Raw genomic sequence first — 18,727 nt, forward strand, 5'->3', positions numbered from 1 at the left:
TAAAAACTTATGGAACTAGTATTACATTCCTAAGGAGGAAATATATAAAATGGCAAAGACTAACTCTTACAAAAAAGTAATCGCTGGTACAATGACAGCAGCAATGGTAGCAGGTGTTGTTTCTCCAGTAGCAGCAGCAGGAAAATCATTCCCAGACGTTCAACCTGGTTCTTGGAGTGCAGAGTACATTGATTATTTAGTAGCAAAAAAAGCAATCGAAGGTAAGCCAGACGGAACATTCGCTCCAACTGAAGCAATTGACCGTGCTTCTGCAGCGAAAATTATGGCAATTACATTAGGTTTAGACGTTAAAGAGGGTGCAAAACCATCTTTCAAAGATGCTCAAGATTCATGGGCTGCTAAATATATCGCAGCTGTTGAAAAAGCTGGTGTAATTCAAGGGGATGAAACTGGTAAGTTTAATCCAAACAACCAAATTAATCGTGCTTCTATGGCAACAATGATCGTAAAAGCATACAAATTAGATGGTAAAGTAAGCGGACAATTAGAAACTAAATTCTCTGATTTAAAAGATCACTGGGGTGAAAAAGCTGCTAACATCTTAGTTGCTTTAGATATCACTAATGGTACTGGTAATGGTTGGGAGCCAGATAAATCTGTAACTCGTGCAGAAGCTGCTAAATTTATTGCTAAGACTGACATGCAGTTCGGACAAAAAGAAGAAGCTAAAGTTGAGTCTATTAAAGCAATCAACGCTAAAGAGATCGAAGTTAAACTTGGTGCTACAGTAACAGAAGAAACTGTGAAGAACGCGAAATTTACTCTTTCTCAAGGAGTTGATAACGTAACAGTAGTTGATGCAAAAATCGGTGAAGACAAAAAATCTGTAATCTTAACTTTAGAAGATGGTAAAAGACTTGCGAAAAACAATGCTTATGTTGTAACTGTTGAAAAATTAAACACTGCTGAAGGTAAAGAAATTCCAAAAGCATTAGAAGTTATCTTCTTTAACGATGAAGTAGCTCCAACTGTATCTACAGTATCTACTCCAGACGGAAAAGTTAAAGTTGTATTTAGTGAAAAATTAGATGCAGCAAAAACTGTAACTGTAATTGTTAACGGCCAAAAAGTAGAAGGTAAAGTTGAAAATAATACTTTCACTTCTAACCAAGCTTTAAACCTTCAAAATGGTAAAGAATTCTCAATCATCGTAACTGGTGCTACAGATTTAGCTGATAACACTATGGAAATGTACGAAGGCAAAGCTACTTATAAAGTAGAAAAAGATACTACAGCTCCAGAAGTTAAAGATGTAAAAGTTAAAGAAATTACTGCTGAAGGTAAAGCAACATTAGAGGTTACTTTCTCAGAAGAACTTGCTACAAATGGTCAAGGAACAGTTGTAGTTAAAAAAGGTAAAGAAGAATTAAAATCTACAATTGCTGTTGACGCTCAAGATAAAACAAAGGCAGTTATTGAAGTAACAGGCGCTCTTAAAGAAAAAGAAACTGCTACAGATCTTACAGTTGAATTTGTTGGCTACAAAGATGCAGCTAACAACGTAGGTTCTAAAGTATCTAAAGCAGTAAAAGTTTCAAAAGACGTTGTAGCTCCTAACTTCGTAAAAGTTGAAGCTGATCAAAATAAAGCAGCGACATTCACTTTTGACAAAGAAGTAACTGCACAAAACGGAAAACTTCGTGTGATTAACTTAGATACAAGTAAAGATGTAACTGCTGATGTAACTGTTGCACCAGCAAAAGATAACAAAAAAGGTATTACATTAACATTCCCAGCAAAAGGTAACTACAAAGTAGCTGCTACAAAAGGTCTTGTAAAAGATGCAGCTGGTAATGAGTCTGTAGCATTTACTAAAGAAGTAAAAGTTGTAGAAAAAGAAGCTGAAAAAGAAACAGATAAAGTAGCTCCAGTAGTAAAAGCTGTAGCTTATGATAAAGCGACAAATAAAGTTACAGTAAACTTTGATAAAGAAGTAAAAGGTGGTCAGGTTGCTGAATCAGCTGCTAATGTAAATAATTACACGTTAGCTGGTGCTAAATTACCAGAAGGTACTTTAATTGTATTAGACGGTACAAAAGCAATTATTGAATTACCATCTACATTTACTTTCGAAAAATCAGAAACAGTTAAATTTACAGTAGCTAATGTTGCAAACAAAGATGGAGTAAAAATGGGTACAGCGAACCTATTACTAGAAGTTAAAGATACAAAAGCTCCTGAATTTAAATCAGCTAAAATTACAAAAGTTGATGCTAAAGAAATTACTTTAACATTCTCTGAAGCTGTAAACGTTGATACAACTGACTTCACAGTTGATTTAAACGGTGTAGAATTAACTGTAGCAAAAGCTGACGCAACAGCAGAAGCTGCTAAAGACGTAGTTCTTAAAGTAACAGCTCCAACAGATGTTAACTTAGCAACTGGTACAGTTACAGTAAAAGCTAAAGAACTAGAAAATAATGCTAAATATGAGTTCAAAACTACTGACAAAGCAGAAAACGCACTTGTTGCTTTCAAATCAGTAACAGCAACTCGCTAATTGAAATTCATTTCAATAGAAAGAGTCCACATCATGTGGGCTCTTTTTTTATGGTTAATTTTTATATAAAACGATCTCTAGAGGATAGATCATATTTTGCAAATTAGTAGTTAGTTTTATTGAGAAACAAATCGAAAACGTTTTCAAAAATAGAAGAACACCTCATTAATATGTAAATTATTTGTAAATTCACACCTTTTTCTGTTAAAAAAACATTCGAAAAGGAGAAGAAAATGTCGAAATATAATAATTTCAGTCGAATATAGTCTGAATATTGTATTTATTGTAAAAAATATTTAAGTGATGAAGTGGAAATATATGCTATAATTCCAATTGTGTATTCGATATGAAAAATATACGAAGCGCAGTGAGGGTGGTTTATAGGAAAACAGTTTGTTCATTTCTATATTTGAGTATTATTAATATAATAATGATACGATTAAAAGACTGAAATATCGGAATATGTCGAATCTTCTTTTGAGAAAGTTCTTGATAACGAATGTTTTTGTATAGTATGATGAACTTGTTTCAAAAAATGGTATTTAAACCTTATATTTACATCTAGCGGTTTATATCATTTTATTATGTGAACTACTTTTCATTATAGTATTTTTGTTTGTGTTTTTATTGTTTTATGGTTTTTCTAACTAGCTAGTTTCAAATTTAATATGATATGAAACTAGTAGCATATTCCTGAAGGAGGAAATTTATAAAATGGCAAAGACTAACTCTTACAAAAAAGTAATCGCAGGTACAATGACAGCAGCAATGGTAGCAGGTGTTGTATCTCCAGTAGCAGCAGCAGGTAAATCATTCCCAGACGTTCCAGCTGGACATTGGGGATTAGATTCTATCAATTACTTAGTAGATAAAGGTGCAATCGAAGGTAAGCCAGATGGTACATACGCTCCAGCTGAAGAAATTGACCGTGCTTCTGCTGCGAAAATTATGGCAATTACATTAGGTTTAAAAGTTGAAGAGGGTGCACAACCATCTTTCAAAGATGCTAAAAATCATTGGGCTTCTAAATACATTGCAGCTGTTGAAAAAGCGGGTGTTGTTAGAGGTGATGGTAAAGAAAACTTCTCTCCAGATAAAAAGATTGACCGTGCTTCTTTCGCTTCTATGATAGTAGGTGCTTATAACTTAAAAGATAAAGTTAACGGCGAGTTAGTTACAAAATTTGAAGATTTATTAGATCATTGGGGTGAAGAAAAAGCAAACATCCTAATCAATCTTGGACTTTCTGAAGGAACAGGCGGAAACAAATGGGAGCCAAATAAATCTGTATCTCGTGCAGAAGCAGCTAAATTTATCGCAGTAGCAGATAAAAAATATGGTAAAAAAGATAATGCACAAGCAAATGTAGCTGATGTGAAAATTTCTGAACCAACGAAATTAACATTAACAGGTACTGGTTTAGATAAGCTTGCTGCTGATGATGTAACTCTTGAAGGAGACAAAGCTGTAGCAATCGAAGCAAGTGCTGACGGTACTTCTGCAGTTGTAACACTTGGTGGTAAAGTAGCTCCTAATAAAGATTTAAGCATTAAAGTTAAAAATCAGTCATTCGTATCGAAATTCGTATACGAAGTGAAAAAATTAGCAGTAGAAAAACTTACATTTGATGATGATCGTGCTGGCCAAGCAATTGTCTTCAAATTAAACGACGAAAAAGGTAACGCTGATGTTGAGTACTTAAACTTAGCAAACCATGACGTCAAATTTGTAGCAAATAACTTAGATGGTTCACCAGCAAACATTTTTGAGGGTGGAAACTCTACTTCTTCTACAGGTAAACTTGGTGTTGGTCTTTCGCACGGTGATTACAAAGTAGAAGTTCAAGTTACAAAACGCGGTGGTTTAACAGTTTCTAACACTGGTATTATTACAGTGAAAAACCTTGATACACCAGCTTCTGCAATTAAAAACACTGTATTTGCGGTAGATGCAGATAAAAACGGTGTAGTATACGGTAATAAACTTACTGGAAAAGACTTTAAGCTAAACAGCCAAAACTTAGTTGTTGGTGAAAAAGCACAAATTCATAACGTAGTTGCTACAATTGCTGGAGAAGATAAAGTTGTTGATCCAAACTCAATCAGCATTAAATCTTCAAATCACGGTATTATTTCTGTAGTAAACAACTACATTACAGCTGAAGCTGCTGGTGAAGCTACACTTACTATTAAAGTAGGCGACGTTACGAAAGATGTTAAATTTAAAGTAACGACTGATTCTCGTACTTTAAAATCAGTAAAAGCTAACCCAGATAAATTACAAGTTGTTCAAAATAAAACATTACCGGTTACATTCGTAACAACTGACCAATATGGCGATCCATTTGGTGCTAACACATCTGTAATTAAAGAAGTTCTTCCGAAAACTGGTGTAGTTGCAGAAGGTGGATTAGATGTAGTAACGACTGACTCTGGTTCAATTGGTACAAAAACTATTGGTGTTACAGGTAACGAAGTAGGAGAAGGTACAGTTCACTTCCAAAATGCTAACGGTGAAACGCTAGGTTCATTATATGTGAACGTAACAGAAGGTAACGTTGCATTCAAAAACTTCGAACTTGTATCTAAAGTAGGTCAATACGGCCAATCACCTGATACAAAACTTGACCTAAATGTTTCTAACACAGTTGCATATCAATTATCTAAGTACACTTCAGATCGCGTATACTCTGATCCTGAAAACTTAGAAGGTTATGTAGTTGAATCTAAAAATCCAGCTGTAGCTGAAGCTAAAATTGTTGGAAATAAAGTTGTTGTTAAAGGTTTAAAACCAGGTAAAGTTGATATCCACTTAACGAAAAATGGTGCAACTGCTGGTAAAGCGACAGTTGAAATCGTTCAAGAGAAAATCGCTATTAAATCTGTAAACTTCAAACCAGTTCAAACAGAAAACTTCGTTGAGAAGAAAATTAACATCGGTACTGTATTAGAACTTGAGAAGAGTAACCAAGATGATATCGTAAAAGGTATTAACTTAACGAAAGATACACAACATAAAGTACGCGTTGTGAAATCTGGTGACGACCAAGGTAAACTTTACCTTGATACAAATGGCAATGCTCACTTCGATTTATTCGATCAAGAGCTTGGTCATGTAACAGTATCTCAAACAAGTGATTCTGCACTTCCAAACTTCAGTGCAGACATCTACAATACTTTAACTACTAAGTACACTGACAAAGGTACATTAGTATTCAAAGTATTAGGTGAGAAAGATGTTCTAACAAGCGAAATCGGTTCACAAGCTGTACACGTGAACGTGCTTAACAACCCAAATCTATAAGTCGATTATAGATAGAGTGAAAAATCAGTGGGGATTTATTCCCGCTGATTTTTTTCGTAAATATCGAAAAGAAGCCTCTTGTACATTTACAAGAGGCTTCTTTTATTGCTTAAACTTAAACATATCCCCACTCAAATTCGAATCACTATACACGAACAATACCATGTTAATATTATTGTCTTTCATGTATTGATATACATCTTTTTCGTGATAGTGACGCAGGTCGAGGATGGATGTATGTTTAAAGCTTTGTGCTAAGTGTGGCACGATTGCGTTTGCGAATGAGTCTTTTAGGACTAAGGCGCGTACGTCATTTGGTGCATTGTTATTTTCGGTGACGATTTCTGGATAGTCGTCCGTGTAATAACCTGCGTAGGAAGTTGTATCTTTTTGTTTTTCTACGCCGTATATGTCATCTAAGTTTTGATGAACAGTACCTTTCACATCTTTTGCGGTAACGCTTGTGAAGCTGAAACCGCCTTCCGGTGTGTAGTAGCACAATTTTTCACCAGTTGCATCGATGAGTTGGTATAGTTGGTTGTTGAAGCTGCCGACTACATGTTTATTTTGCGCACATGTACGAGTGTAGTCTTCTTTTTTTATTTCTTTTCCTTTATATATAGAAGATTGTTGCCCGATTGTGTTCATTATATATTGGTAGCCTAAGAAGGCACCGTCCATATTCCAATGATGATCTGTTTTGAAATACATGTCCTGTATTTCTTCGTTCGTATAGTTCTGTTTATAGTGCTCCATCAGTTTTATTGGCTTTACGTCAGCTGGAAGTTTTTTTAGAAAGTAATTTAAATTTTCCTGTGCATATGTGTGAATATGAGAAGGTAATTTAAATGATAATGCATTCGTTTTTGACGGTGGTAAAGCAAAATAAAACTCAACGTTTTGTTCTTTTAAAAACTGAGATAAATCATTTATAGCAGGCATGGATTGATCAATTTCATTATATTTCTTCGTCCAAGCCGGGTTTTTAAGGAGCCATTTATCATCAGTTAAAATAATGTCGTTAATGAGAGATTTGCCCATATTAATTTGAGCGATCGTATAGTTTTTAATAAGCTCATCTCGTCCGATTAATTGATCATTTGTGTATGTTTCAAAATCTTTAAAGAAGCTACCAGTTAGGAGAGCTTCTTTCGTCAGTGCAGGTTTTTGAGCGAGCGGCCGATTTTCAACTGGTGAAATGGCTCGGTCTGGTTTGAGTAACGATAATATGCCAAATGAAAAGATAATGGTGAGAAAACCAATAAACAGGATGAGGTTCCCCAATTTTTTCATAATAACTTTTCCTTCCTACATCAGTTAAAACCTGAAATAAATAAATGGATTATATGTTGAGTTAATCAAGTACATAACCGAAATCATAAATAATGTTAGTAGTAATATAGGACGTACAATTTGCATCGTGAACATATACGTTTTTGGTGCAAGTTCTAGTATGTTTTTCATTCGTTTTAAAATTGGTGTCGCTGCGATAAAGGCAATGAGAAATACGATAATGTATTCATGTACGTATAACATTGTATTGTCATCGATGAAAGATTGTCCCCCTATTCCGAACATCGCTTTTAAATATTGGAATGAGTAAGCGAAGTTGTCAGCTCGGAAGAAGACCCAGCCAATCATAACGATTAGTAATACGTATGCATGTTGCAGCGGTTTCCATAGTTTGTTTAATATTTTTTCGAATCCGGCTTTTTCAATTGAAATAATAAAGCCATAATATAAGCCCCAGACGATAAATGTCCAACTCGCCCCGTGCCATAAACCAGTTAATCCCCATACGATGAAGAGGTTACGATAATTCGCTAGTTTTGAAACGCGGTTTCCGCCGAGCGGGATATATATGTAATCGCGGAACCAAGAACCAAGTGTAATATGCCATCTTCTCCAAAATTCTGAAATAGATTTAGAGATGTATGGGTAGTTGAAGTTTTTCGGGAAATCGAATCCGAACATTTTTCCAAGTCCAATTGCCATATCAGAGTATCCTGAGAAATCGAAATAAATTTGCAGAGTGTAGGCGATAATGCCGATCCATGCCGTTCCAGTACTCATTTCAGATGGTGGTAAGGCAAAAATCTTATCAGCGACGAATCCGACTTGATTGGCGACTAACATTTTTTTTGCTAGTCCGAGAACGAAAATTTGAATCCCTTCTGTGAATCGTTCAAAAGAATGGATGCGCGTTTTAATTTGCTCAGCGACGATATTGTAACGAACAATTGGTCCGGCAATAAGCTGAGGGAAAATAGATATATATAGCGCTAAGTTAAGTGGATTTTTTTGAACATCCCCATCTTTACGGTATATATCGATGACATAAGACATCGCTTGGAATGTATAAAATGAAATTCCAATTGGTAGTGGAATAGGTTCCACATGAATAGATAAGTGCAATACGTTGTTTAAAATGTCTGTGAAAAATGAAATATACTTAAAATAAGAAAGTAATAGTATATTCCCGACCACAGCCATAATTAAAAATGTGACTTTCATATTTTTTCGTTTATCATAATGATGCACGAGTAGGCCAAAGCAGTAGTTTAATACGATGGAAAAGAGCATTAAAAGAACGAAACGCGGTTCGCCCCATGCATAGAAAATTAAACTAAATGCAAGTAATACGAAATTACGTAGCTCGGCACGCACTATAAAATAGAGAAATAATACGAGAGGTAAAAAGATAAATAAGAAAATCGAACTACTAAATACCAAATGACTCTCCTCACTTTTTCTAAATACATTTCGTGAAAAAAAACCGACATATCTATTATATATTCTTTTATATAATGATGCCTTTAATATTTTAGCATGTTAATAATTCGATTAAAATAATTATTCCATTACTGTAGCAGAAAGAATTAGCACTTTGAATGCTAGAGGCGGTAAAGGGTTGGAATAGAAAGAAGCAGCATCCATCTGGATGCTGCTTCTTTTATTCTATTTCTAAATCAACAATTAAGTAAGCGAGTATCACAACAAAGAAAATGCTAACGGCTGGTGCTGTTAATACGTGTCCAGACATAAAGCCGATACCGAGCGATAAGACGAGTGTGCTAGCTAGTAGCATATGTTTTACGCTAAATAGTTTCTTGAAGTTTGTGATGATGCGAATGAATATTTTTATACCGAAATAAAGAAGCGGCAGTAAGTACATAAGGAAGCCAACAATTCCGAATGCGAAGAATAGGTCGTGGAAATCCATTTCGACTAACTTCATTTTCGTTGTATAGTTACCAGCGTACCCCATTCCAAATAGTTTTTGAGATAGTGGTGCTTCTTTATAGTATTGTTTATATACTTTTAAAAACTTGTCGCGATCACTGTAAATTAAACTTTTCATTTCAGAGTCTGTTAGTTCGCCTTGCTTATGTTCTTCTTCTGTAACTACTTTTCCTTCTTTTCGGTCTTTTTCTTCTTGTACTGATTTTTTGTATTCATATATTTGTAAATGGATGGTCATGTTTTTTGCGATAGGAGTTTGCGGTGTAAGTACGAGTAACCCTCCTAATACGACAGCAGCAACAACTGTATTTACAAGATATGTGAATCCTTTTCCTTCTTTTTTACGATGTATCATATATTCAATGAATAAGAAGAAAAGGGCGATACCAAGTGTAATAACGATGGCACCATAGCCTACTTTCGTTCCGATCATAATGCTTGCATACATCGCAACTACAGTTGGAATCCAGTAATACGCTTTTGAGAAAGAAGTTGTTTTATGAACTGAGTATAAGACAACGATTGGGAACATAATTGCGAAAATGGAACTTAAATCATTTCCAGCAAAGAACCATCCTCTTGAACCGATCTTTGAGTTCGGATAGCTTGGGAAATCTGTACCAGTTGCCATAGCCGCGATGATTGAAATACTTAAAATTAACGTTGCATATAAGAAATACGTAATGATTTTATGAAACGCGTAGTCGTTATTTTTTAATTCTTTTAGTGCGATAATATATCCAAACAGTAGTACTATTGGATATACACTTTTCAAAATAAATTTCACTTCTTCTCCAAATGAAACTGGAGATTTGACCATTAAATTATTCACAAGGCCAATTGCGAGTACAATGCCAAATAGACATAAATAAAGAATATACTTTTTCGCGCCTTGTTGTTTATGATGAAGAAGTAGATAACCTAATGCAAGAAGCATAAAGGCGAAACGGACTACGATTCCGACTGTTGCGCTCATGTGTAATACATAGATTGAAAAAGACGTTAATAAATCTAAAATTGGTTGAAACACAATGAATAGCAGTAGGAAATGCGGGAAGTAGTTATCCGTCTGTTTGAACTTAGTAACCATATGTTCCTCCATTTCTTCATTCCTTTATTTCAGAACCTCTATATAAATAGGAAGGAGAATGAATTTCTATATTTAATTTTTATATCAGACTTAAGAATACACCATTTCATTGTAATGGTAAATAGATGAAGAGAGGTGATAAACCGACTTTAATTTCTATATTTTTCAACGGAATTGTATGTTTTATACGAGGTCATATACAAATTACGAGATTATTAGACAGAAAATTGAGAAAAAAGAAGGGTTTTTCACCACCTTTCTATAATTATATAAGTATAATCTTTATGTAGAAAAGAGGGGTATATAATGGAAGTAACAAGTAAAACAGAATCTGTCATTGTGAAATATGAAGGGCACGTTGCAACGGTTATGGTCAATCGCCCAGAGGTGTTAAATGCATTAGATGAGCCAACGTTAAAAGAGTTATTACAAAAATTGAAAGAAGTAGCGGAGAGTTCTGCACACATTGTTGTGTTATGCGGAAACGGCCGTGGTTTTTCTGCGGGTGGAGATATTAAATCGATGCTTTCAAGTAATGATGAAAGCAAGTTTGATGGCATTATGAATACCATTTCTGAAGTTGTTGTGACTTTATATACGATGCCGAAGCTTGTTATTAGTGCTATTCATGGACCAACTGCTGGTCTTGGGTTAAGTATTGCGTTAACAGCTGACTATGTGATGGCAGATATATCATCCGTTATTGCGATGAACTTTATTGGAATCGCTTTAATTCCAGATGGTGGCGGCCATTTCTTCCTTCAAAAGCGCGTCGGTGAAAATATGACGAAGCAAATTATTTGGGAAGGAAAGAAATTATCAGCAACAGAAGCGCTTGATATCGGTTTAATTGATGAAGTAATCGGTGAAGATTTCCAAACGGCTGTGAAGCAAAAAATTAGTGAATGGTCACAAAAGCCGATTAAAGCGATGATTCAAACGAAGCAAATTTTATGTGAAGTAAATCGCTCCAATTTAGAACAAACGCTGCAACTTGAAAAGCGTGGCCAATATGCGATGAGACAAACAGCGGATCATAAAGAAGGCATTGCTGCATTTTTAGAAAAACGTTTGCCTGCATTTAAAGGGGAATAAAGTGAAATTTGAATTAATGGTAGTTTTACTGCCGGTTAATTTAAGGTAAAGGGGAGAAAGTGCTAACACATTTTAGTATAATTGTGTTAGCACTTTTTTTTAGGAGTAATATATGAAAAAAATTATCGGTGTTATCGGCATGATTGTCATAGCATATTATGCTTTGCATAGTACACCATCTATAGCTGTGCGAACTGCGTTGTTTTTTGAAGGACATCCAAGCGTTGCGTTTTCTAGCGAAGTGACGAAAGAAAAAGATGTGAAAAAAGAAGCCATTCCAGCTGAGTACCAAACTCTATATGGTAAGGAAGAGGAATCAGAGCACTATTTCTTTCCTCACGTAAGGGCACATGGATCAGGAATTGATATGCTTAGTGCGTGAAGAAAAAATGGTTTTTCTATAAAGCAGAGCTCGGATGTTATTAAACATAGGAGGATAAATGATGTCAGCATATAACAAGTTAGTAAGAGATCGTGTTCCAGAGAAGATTTTAATGTCTGGAAAAACATATACAGCACAAAAATTAACAGGACAAGCATACATACAAGCTTTAGCGAAAATTGGAACGGAAGAAATTCGTGAATTTGCTTCTATGAAAGAGCGTGAACATGCGCTAGATTCTCTTGCGGATGCACTGGAAGTAATTATCTCATTAGCGCGTGCAGAAGGTGCAACAATTGAAGATATAGAACGTCTTCGTAAGCAAAAAGAAATAGAGCGCGGTGGATTTGAAAGAGGCATTTATTTATTGGATGTTTCAGAGGAATAGTTTCGTAGGGAAAGCATAGCGTTAGTGAGTAACGCTATGCTTTTTTGTTGCAATTAAACTAATAATGAAGAAGATAGCTGTTAATACCGAGCCAATTGTAATAGAAGTAGTAGTGTGAACTGCATAAGAAACTTGTAAACAAAATAATGATGCTAAAAACCAAATGAGTGCAATGTGTATATGTTTTTTTGATATATTCATATTTTATAACTCCTTTTGTATACTAAAAAGAATTTTACCGCAATTTAGAAAATTAAGCTATATGAGTAGAGGATTTATAGTAAATTCGGTATACTAAATAATAGAGAAAATGAGGAGGGAACGACAATGGCACATCATGCGAAAGAAACGATGGAACTTATTAAGGAGCTTGTCTCTATTCCAAGTCCATCTGGAAATACAGAGAAAATCATTCGTTTTATTGAAAACTATGTAAGTGAGTGGAATGTAGAAACGAAGCGTAACAATAAAGGCGCTCTCATTTTAACGGTAAAAGGGAAAAATGATGCACAGCACCGTTTATTAACGGCACACGTTGATACGTTAGGTGCGATGGTAAAAGAAATTAAGCCTGACGGTCGTCTGAGTCTTTCTATGATTGGAGGATTTCGCTGGAACTCTGTAGAAGGAGAATATTGCGAAATTGAAACATCAAGCGGTAAGACGTATACAGGAACGATTTTAATGCATCAAACATCTGTGCATGTATATAAAGATGCAGGTGAGGCGAAACGCGATGAGAAAAATATTGAAGTTCGTATTGATGAGCGTGTGTTTTCAGCTGATGAAGTACGCGAATTAGGCATTGAAGTAGGAGACTTCGTTTCATTTGACCCGCGCGTTCAAATTACAGAGAGTGGATACATAAAATCACGTCATTTAGATGACAAAGTAAGTGTTGCGATTCTATTAAAATTAATTAAGAGATTACAAGATGAAAACGTAACATTACCATATACAACTCATTTCTTAATTTCTAATAATGAAGAGATTGGATACGGTGGTAACTCTAACATTCCAGAAGAAACGGTTGAATATTTAGCAGTTGATATGGGAGCGCTAGGTGATGGACAAGCATCTGACGAGTATACTGTATCTATTTGTGCAAAAGACTCTAGTGGTCCGTATCATTATGCACTGCGTAAACATTTAGTAGAGCTTGCGAAAACGAATCATATTGAATATAAAGTAGATATTTATCCGTACTATGGATCGGATGCATCAGCTGCGATTCACGCTGGATTTGATGTGAAACATGCATTAATTGGAGCGGGTATTGATTCTTCTCATGCATTTGAGCGTACACATGAAAGTTCGATTGCTCATACAGAAGCACTTGTTTATGCATATGTATTATCAGAGATGATTGCAGAATAAGAAAAGAAATAGGCTACCTCCTAGTAGCCTATTTTTTGTTTGTAGAGAAATCGACTTTATTTAACAAAAAGTAAATTAATTGTATTTTATTTTACAATATTAAGAAAGTAGGTTTACTACATAATTCGAGTATTATAAAATGATAGAGGCGCATTAATTTTTTTTGTTCGGATTTATCGAAATTTATATATTAAGATTACGCGTTATTAAAAGGTGATTGTTGAGAGGAGTATTATTTTTTATGAAGTATCGTGCAGTCGCGGCAGGTATTTTAGCCGCAAGTTTATTATCGTCTCCAGTAAGTAGTTTCGCAGCAGCGAAGAAGTTTTCGGATGTTCCTACATGGGCGCAAGAATCAGTTAATTATTTAGTAGAAAAAAAAGCGCTTGATGGAAAGCCAGATGGAACGTTTTCTCCATCTGAAGCAGTAGATAGAGGATCAGCTGCAAAAATCATAGCAGTCGTTCTTGGTTTACCAATTGATCCAAAAGCAAAACCATCTTTTAAAGACGCACAAAGCCATTGGGCAGCACCGTACATTGCTGCAGTGGAAAAAGCAGGTGTAATTAATGGAGATGGTACTGGTAAATTTAATCCATTCAATAAAATGAACCGTGCATCTATGGCATCTATGTTAGTACAAGCGTACTCATTAGATAAGAAAATTATTGGAGAACTTCCAACACAGTTTAAAGATTTGGAACCTCATTGGGGTAAGAAACAAGCTAATATTTTAGTAGCCTTAGAGATTTCTAATGGTACGGGAAATGGCTGGAATCCTGAAGGAACTGTAACTCGTGCAGAAGCAGCTCAGTTCATTGCGAAGGCTGATAAAAATAAAACAAATACATCAAAAAGAATGTATATGAACAGAAACTTTATTACATATCATCAACCATCATTATCATCTGGTATTACTGACGTTCAGCATAAGCCACAAATGGTTGAAGTGAAAGAGCAAAGAGCAGACGGCTGGTTGAAAATTGTAACAAGTAAAGGTGAGAAGTGGACACCTCTACAAGAAAAAACAGAAACAATTAACCAAGACTTTACTGCATATGAAACAGCTTCACATAGTTCTAAAGTGCTAGGTACATATAATGCACAAACAGTAACGATCATGGAAGAGAGTGGCAGCTGGATTCGTATTCGCGTAGGCGCTGGCTTCCAATGGGTTGATAAAAATCAATTAAACCCAGTAAAACAAGAGAACTTCTTAGAAGGTAAAGCAATTATTATTGATCCAGGTCACGGTGGAATTGACTCGGGTAATCCTGGTTATTATGAGAAAGAAAGTCAAACTGTATTAGATGTATCATTACGATTAAAGAAAATATTTGAGCAAAAGGCACCATTTACCGTGATGTTCACTCGTACAGATGATACACGCCCGGGAACAAGTGGTCCTGATTCATTAAAGAAACGTGTAGAATTTGCACAGGAACATAATGGAGATATTTTTGTAAGTATTCATGCTAATGGTTCTGAAGAGAAAAATGGACAAGGTACAGAAACATTATATTATAAGTCAGCAAGAGCAAAAGTAACGAATCCGCATGTAGAAGACAGTAAGTTATTAGCACAAAAAATTCAAGACCGTCTTGTAGCAGCACTTGGAACAAAAGATCGTGGTGCGAAACATCAGGACTTATACGTAACTAGAGAAAATACAATGCCAGCTGTATTAACAGAATTAGCATTTGTAGATAATAAAAGTGATGCAGATAAAATTGCTACACCAAAACAGAGACAAGCTGCAGCGGAAGCGATTTATCAAGGTATTTTAGATTATTACGAAGCAAAGGGTAATAGCGTATCTTCTTTCCGTTAATAAATAAAAAGAGATTGCCAATGGCAGTCTCTTTTATTTATTAACGTTTCTCTTTATTTCCGGCATGTGATATCATTTAATTTTATAAGAAAAGTATTGTAGCAATTGTAATCATAACAATTTTAAACGATAGAGGATGATCATAGATTGAATAATCATAGTAAAACACCTGCATGTATATATACGTATGCATTTCGCGAGGAGGAGCGTGCTTTATGTTACTTGGAAATGCGCTCGTTCTTTGGAATGGAGTCTCACGTTAATATTTTGAAAAGTGATGTCAAAATTGAACCGAGTAGAAGTGCGTTTATAAAAGAGCGCGTTGAGGTTATGTATGAAGGAGACGACTTAGAAAGTATTCTAAAACAAGTGGAACAAATTGATTTGGCGGGGGCGTCATTTAAAGTTATCTTCGTTAAAATCAATGACCTTGGGAAAGAAAATAAAATTGAATATGGGGAAAGACGTCTCATTGAACGCGACCTCGGTATGCATATTGAAGGAGAGGCAGATGTTCGTAATCCAGAGCGTGTATTCGGGATTGTTCCTCTTGGAGGACGCTGGTACTTCGGACACTATGTAGAAAGTGAGCCAGTTTGGTATCATCACATAAAAAAACCGCATAGTTACTCGACATCTCTTAGCACACGTGTTGCGAGATCAGTTGCTAATATTGCTGTACCAAATCCAGATGGAGTACGAGCAATTGACCCGTGCTGCGGTATTGGAACAGTAGTAGTAGAAGCACTTTCTATGGGGATTAACATCGTTGGTAGAGATATTAATCCACTGGTAGTTCTTGGAACGAGAAAAAACATCGCACATTTCGGATTTGAAGGGACAGTAACAATAGGTCCAATTGAGGAAATTACTGAGAACTACGACGTTGCCATTATCGATATGCCGTACGACTTATTTACGCATGCAACACCAGAAGACCAGTTCTCCATTCTTTCAAGTGCGCGCCGCATCGCTAAAAAGGTAGTCGTTGTCACGATGGAAACGATGGACGACATGATTCATGAAGCAGGATTTGAAATTGCAGATCGCTGTATTACAAGAAAAGGATCATTTACTAGACAAATTCTTGTTTGTAAATAAGAAAGGAAGGTCACCCGTTTGGGTGACCTTTTTTGTTTGATATTGATGTGTGATTGGTTGGTAGTGTAGATAGATGAATTAGGGGGATTTGTCGGTAAGTCGATATCCTATGTCGAATCGCCGATATTGTTACATTAGTATATTACTGTTCTTTTAATTTCTCTTGTTGTGCAAGTAATAAATTGCGTAAAACGTGCCCGCGGTAACTTTCTAGTTTTCGTCCTTCAAGATAGCGCACGCCTAATTTTTTTAATTCAGCTACGTACCAGCCTTTCGTTCCGTAATACATTGGATCACTTCCTTTTGCTTTTGAACAGTATATGTGGCAGGGGGAGAGAATTTTCTTTTTTATTCAGTATTAGGGCTACAAAATTGAAAAAACATGTAAGGAGAATATGATATTACTTCTATTTCTAGTTTATTAAAATAGGCTTTATAGTAAGAATTTCTAAAAGTATAAAGGAGGAATATGCTTTGTTTCCAGGTACTTTATATGAAACACATGTTAAAACAAGAAATTTAGAAGTAGCAAAAGAATTTTATACTAAACTTGGATTATTTCATGCTCGCACAATTGAAGAACGCCGTGTAGCATTCTTTTGGTTTGATAAAGATAATAAGAAGGAACAAATGCTGGGCATTTGGGAGGTATCAGAAGAGGAATTCCATAAAAGTCACTTTGCATTCAAGGTTAACTATGAAGAAATCATTCATGCAAGGGAATGGCTTCTTAATAAAGGAATAAACCCAAGGGCCGCTTTCGGTCTTGAACCGTCTGAGCCTATGGTCCAGACGTGGACACCTACTGCAAATCTTTATTTTTATGATCCTGACGGTAATTCTTTAGAATTTCTATATTTACTTCCTGAAAAGAAAAACGTAAAACAAGATGTCATGCATTTAAGTGAGTGGGAAAAATTGCCGAGTGACATATAAAGTGAAACTTTAATCAGTGGGGGTTTTGTTCATCCCCCACTGATTATTAGTTGAACCAATCGGGCTTTTACGGGCAGTTGATCTCCCACCTAACTTCTTTGCTTTCGCTCAATTTTGAGGTGGGGGTCTTACTGCCCGTTAAATGCGGGATAAATTTGATTTTGGCTCCAATCCAGCAAAATAATTTAAAAAGGAACCATAACTTTGCTCAAGTAGTGACGTTATGGCTTTTTTTTGTTTTGTACGGGCTAATAATCATTCGCTGTCTACTGTATAAAAAAATAGACAGTAGTGTATGCTTTTTTACACAATGTATACAAATTTATACCCTATGCGTTGGCATGATATTTGCAATAAAAATAGTATTAACATATAGGGGAGAGATAGAAATGAAGGTTAGTAAAGTGTATACGACAATTGATGCACACGTAGCTGGGGAACCGCTTCGAATTATTACAGGCGGCGTGCCAGAAATAAAGGGAGAAACGCAGCTGGAAAGACGCGCATACTGCATGGAGCATTTGGACCATCTTCGCGAAGTTCTTATGTATGAACCGAGAGGACACCACGGTATGTACGGTTGTATCATTACACCACCTGCAAGTGCTCACGCTGATTTTGGTGTATTATTTATGCACAATGAAGGCTGGAGTACGATGTGTGGTCACGGCATTATTGCGGTTATTACAGTCGGAATTGAAACTGGTATGTTTGAAGTGACAGGTGAGAAACAAAAGTTCATTATTGATAGCCCTGCTGGGGAAGTCATTGCGTACGCGAAATATAACGGGAGTGAAGTAGAGTCCGTATCATTTGAAAATGTTCCTTCATTTGTATACAAAAAAGACGTTCCTATTAAAATAGATGACTATGAATTTCAAGTAGATATCGCGTTTGGTGGAGCTTTTTATGCGGTAGTAGACTGTAAAGAATTTGGTTTGAAAGTCGATTTCAAAGACTTACCTGCGATTCAAACGTGGGGCGGTAAAATTAAGCGCTACATCGAGAGCCAAATGGAAGTAAAGCACCCACTTGAAGAAGGGTTAAAAGGAATATATGGTGTTATTTTCTCAGATGAACCGAAAGGGGAAGACGCAACTTTACGAAATGTAACGATTTTTGCTGATGGGCAAGTAGATCGTTCTCCTTGTGGTACAGGAACTTCTGCAAGAATCGCGACTCTTTTTGAAAAAGATGCTTTACAAAAGGGAGAGCTTTTCGTCCACGAATGCATTACTGACGGGAAATTCGAAGGGGAAGTATTGTCGGTAACCGCAGTAGATACATATGAAGCTGTCGTTCCGAAAGTAACGGGGAATGCCTTTATTACAGGGTTTCATCAGTTCGTTGTAGACCCGAGAGATGATTTGAATCGAGGATTTTTGTTAGAATAAAGTGAAACTTTAATCAGCGGAGGGGTTCATCCTCCACTGATTATTAGTTGAACCAATCGGGTTTTT

At 35.8% G+C, this 18,727-nt stretch carries 13 protein-coding genes and 2 pseudogenes; 10 read left to right on the forward strand and 5 right to left on the reverse strand.

The annotated features are described in order from the left end of the window. The first annotated feature begins 49 nt into the window (after positions 1–49). Together J0835_RS04760 and J0835_RS04765 are read left to right on the forward strand one after the other, a co-directional pair. Complete coding sequence (locus J0835_RS04760; protein WP_087979596.1) at positions 50–2,521, forward strand: S-layer homology domain-containing protein; 2,472 nt, start codon at positions 50–52, stop codon at positions 2,519–2,521. A gap of 714 nt (positions 2,522–3,235) precedes the next feature. Next, entirely contained in the window at positions 3,236–5,824 is a 2,589-nt protein-coding gene (locus J0835_RS04765) for an S-layer homology domain-containing protein (protein WP_087979597.1), read from the forward strand. Between the two features lie 102 nt (positions 5,825–5,926). Here J0835_RS04765 and patB1 read toward each other — a convergent pair whose 3' ends face one another. The 3 genes from patB1 to J0835_RS04780 all read right to left on the reverse strand — a co-directional run bounded on the left by patB1 (position 5,927) and on the right by J0835_RS04780 (position 10,157). After that, positions 5,927–7,117, reverse strand: coding sequence for a secondary cell wall polysaccharide O-acetyltransferase PatB1 (gene patB1, locus J0835_RS04770; RefSeq protein WP_087979598.1), 1,191 nt, complete (start codon positions 7,115–7,117; stop codon positions 5,927–5,929). A 24-nt stretch (positions 7,118–7,141) separates the two neighbouring features. Further along, on the reverse strand, positions 7,142–8,557 hold the full coding sequence (locus tag J0835_RS04775; protein ID WP_087979599.1) for an MBOAT family O-acyltransferase: 1,416 nt from the start codon (positions 8,555–8,557) through the stop codon (positions 7,142–7,144). A 220-nt stretch (positions 8,558–8,777) separates the two neighbouring features. After that, positions 8,778–10,157, reverse strand: coding sequence for an O-antigen ligase family protein (locus tag J0835_RS04780; RefSeq protein ID WP_087979600.1), 1,380 nt, complete (start codon positions 10,155–10,157; stop codon positions 8,778–8,780). 306 nt (positions 10,158–10,463) lie between these two features. Here J0835_RS04780 and J0835_RS04785 point away from each other — a divergent pair, with 306 nt between their 5' ends. The 3 genes and pseudogenes from J0835_RS04785 (at position 10,464) to J0835_RS04795 (ending at position 12,022) form a co-directional block, all read left to right on the forward strand. Beyond that, a complete protein-coding gene (locus tag J0835_RS04785; protein WP_000454176.1) occupies positions 10,464–11,252 on the forward strand; it encodes an enoyl-CoA hydratase in 789 nt (262 codons plus the stop codon). A 112-nt stretch (positions 11,253–11,364) separates the two neighbouring features. After that, positions 11,365–11,678: pseudogene (locus tag J0835_RS04790) on the forward strand (hypothetical protein). A gap of 17 nt (positions 11,679–11,695) precedes the next feature. Beyond that, a complete protein-coding gene (locus J0835_RS04795; protein WP_060629731.1) occupies positions 11,696–12,022 on the forward strand; it encodes a nucleoside triphosphate pyrophosphohydrolase in 327 nt (108 codons plus the stop codon). A gap of 21 nt (positions 12,023–12,043) precedes the next feature. Here the strand turns inward: J0835_RS04795 and J0835_RS04800 are convergent, their stop codons facing one another. Then, the gene (locus tag J0835_RS04800; protein ID WP_087979601.1) at positions 12,044–12,223 is read right to left on the reverse strand and encodes a hypothetical protein; all 180 of its coding nucleotides are present in this window, start codon (positions 12,221–12,223) and stop codon (positions 12,044–12,046) included. A gap of 126 nt (positions 12,224–12,349) precedes the next feature. On the opposite strand from J0835_RS04800, the gene J0835_RS04805 reads away from it, so the two are divergent. The 3 genes from J0835_RS04805 (at position 12,350) to J0835_RS04815 (ending at position 16,331) form a co-directional block, all read left to right on the forward strand. Beyond that, entirely contained in the window at positions 12,350–13,399 is a 1,050-nt protein-coding gene (locus J0835_RS04805; protein WP_087979602.1) for a M42 family metallopeptidase, read from the forward strand. Positions 13,400–13,640: 241 nt separating this feature from the next. Then, positions 13,641–15,230 carry an N-acetylmuramoyl-L-alanine amidase gene (locus tag J0835_RS04810; protein WP_087979603.1) on the forward strand — a complete coding sequence of 530 codons (1,590 nt, stop codon included), beginning with the start codon at positions 13,641–13,643 and terminating at the stop codon, positions 15,228–15,230. 147 nt (positions 15,231–15,377) lie between these two features. Beyond that, positions 15,378–16,331 (forward strand): TRM11 family SAM-dependent methyltransferase, encoded by a 954-nt coding sequence (locus J0835_RS04815; protein WP_087979604.1) that lies wholly within the window; start codon positions 15,378–15,380, stop codon positions 16,329–16,331. A gap of 142 nt (positions 16,332–16,473) precedes the next feature. Here the strand turns inward: J0835_RS04815 and J0835_RS04820 are convergent. Beyond that, positions 16,474–16,673 (reverse strand): annotated as a pseudogene (locus J0835_RS04820) (YflJ family protein); the annotation flags it as partial. Positions 16,674–16,805: 132 nt separating this feature from the next. Here J0835_RS04820 and J0835_RS04825 point away from each other — a divergent pair. After that, positions 16,806–17,267 carry a VOC family protein gene (locus J0835_RS04825; protein ID WP_087979605.1) on the forward strand — a complete coding sequence of 154 codons (462 nt, stop codon included), beginning with the start codon at positions 16,806–16,808 and terminating at the stop codon, positions 17,265–17,267. A 341-nt stretch (positions 17,268–17,608) separates the two neighbouring features. Further along, a complete protein-coding gene (locus J0835_RS04830; protein WP_140386683.1) occupies positions 17,609–18,661 on the forward strand; it encodes a proline racemase family protein in 1,053 nt (350 codons plus the stop codon). The last annotated feature ends 66 nt before the right edge of the window (positions 18,662–18,727 follow it).

The organism is Bacillus cereus group sp. Sample62, from assembly GCF_036851315.1.
Taxonomy (GTDB): Bacteria; Bacillota; Bacilli; order Bacillales; family Bacillaceae_G; genus Bacillus_A; species Bacillus_A wiedmannii.

Excerpts from the sequence above, each read along its gene's own strand:
- J0835_RS04800 (WP_087979601.1), bottom strand. The coding sequence starts at position 12,223 with ATGAATATATCAAAAAAACATATACACATTGCACTCATTTGGTTTTTA.
- J0835_RS04830 (WP_140386683.1), top strand. The coding sequence starts at position 17,609 with ATGATATTTGCAATAAAAATAGTATTAACATATAGGGGAGAGATAGAA.
- J0835_RS04765 (WP_087979597.1), top strand. The coding sequence starts at position 3,236 with ATGGCAAAGACTAACTCTTACAAAAAAGTAATCGCAGGTACAATGACA.
- J0835_RS04785 (WP_000454176.1), top strand. The coding sequence starts at position 10,464 with ATGGAAGTAACAAGTAAAACAGAATCTGTCATTGTGAAATATGAAGGG.
- J0835_RS04810 (WP_087979603.1), top strand. The coding sequence starts at position 13,641 with ATGAAGTATCGTGCAGTCGCGGCAGGTATTTTAGCCGCAAGTTTATTA.
- patB1 (WP_087979598.1), bottom strand. The coding sequence starts at position 7,117 with ATGAAAAAATTGGGGAACCTCATCCTGTTTATTGGTTTTCTCACCATT.
- J0835_RS04780 (WP_087979600.1), bottom strand. The coding sequence starts at position 10,157 with ATGGTTACTAAGTTCAAACAGACGGATAACTACTTCCCGCATTTCCTA.
- J0835_RS04795 (WP_060629731.1), top strand. The coding sequence starts at position 11,696 with ATGTCAGCATATAACAAGTTAGTAAGAGATCGTGTTCCAGAGAAGATT.
- J0835_RS04760 (WP_087979596.1), top strand. The coding sequence starts at position 50 with ATGGCAAAGACTAACTCTTACAAAAAAGTAATCGCTGGTACAATGACA.
- J0835_RS04805 (WP_087979602.1), top strand. The coding sequence starts at position 12,350 with ATGGCACATCATGCGAAAGAAACGATGGAACTTATTAAGGAGCTTGTC.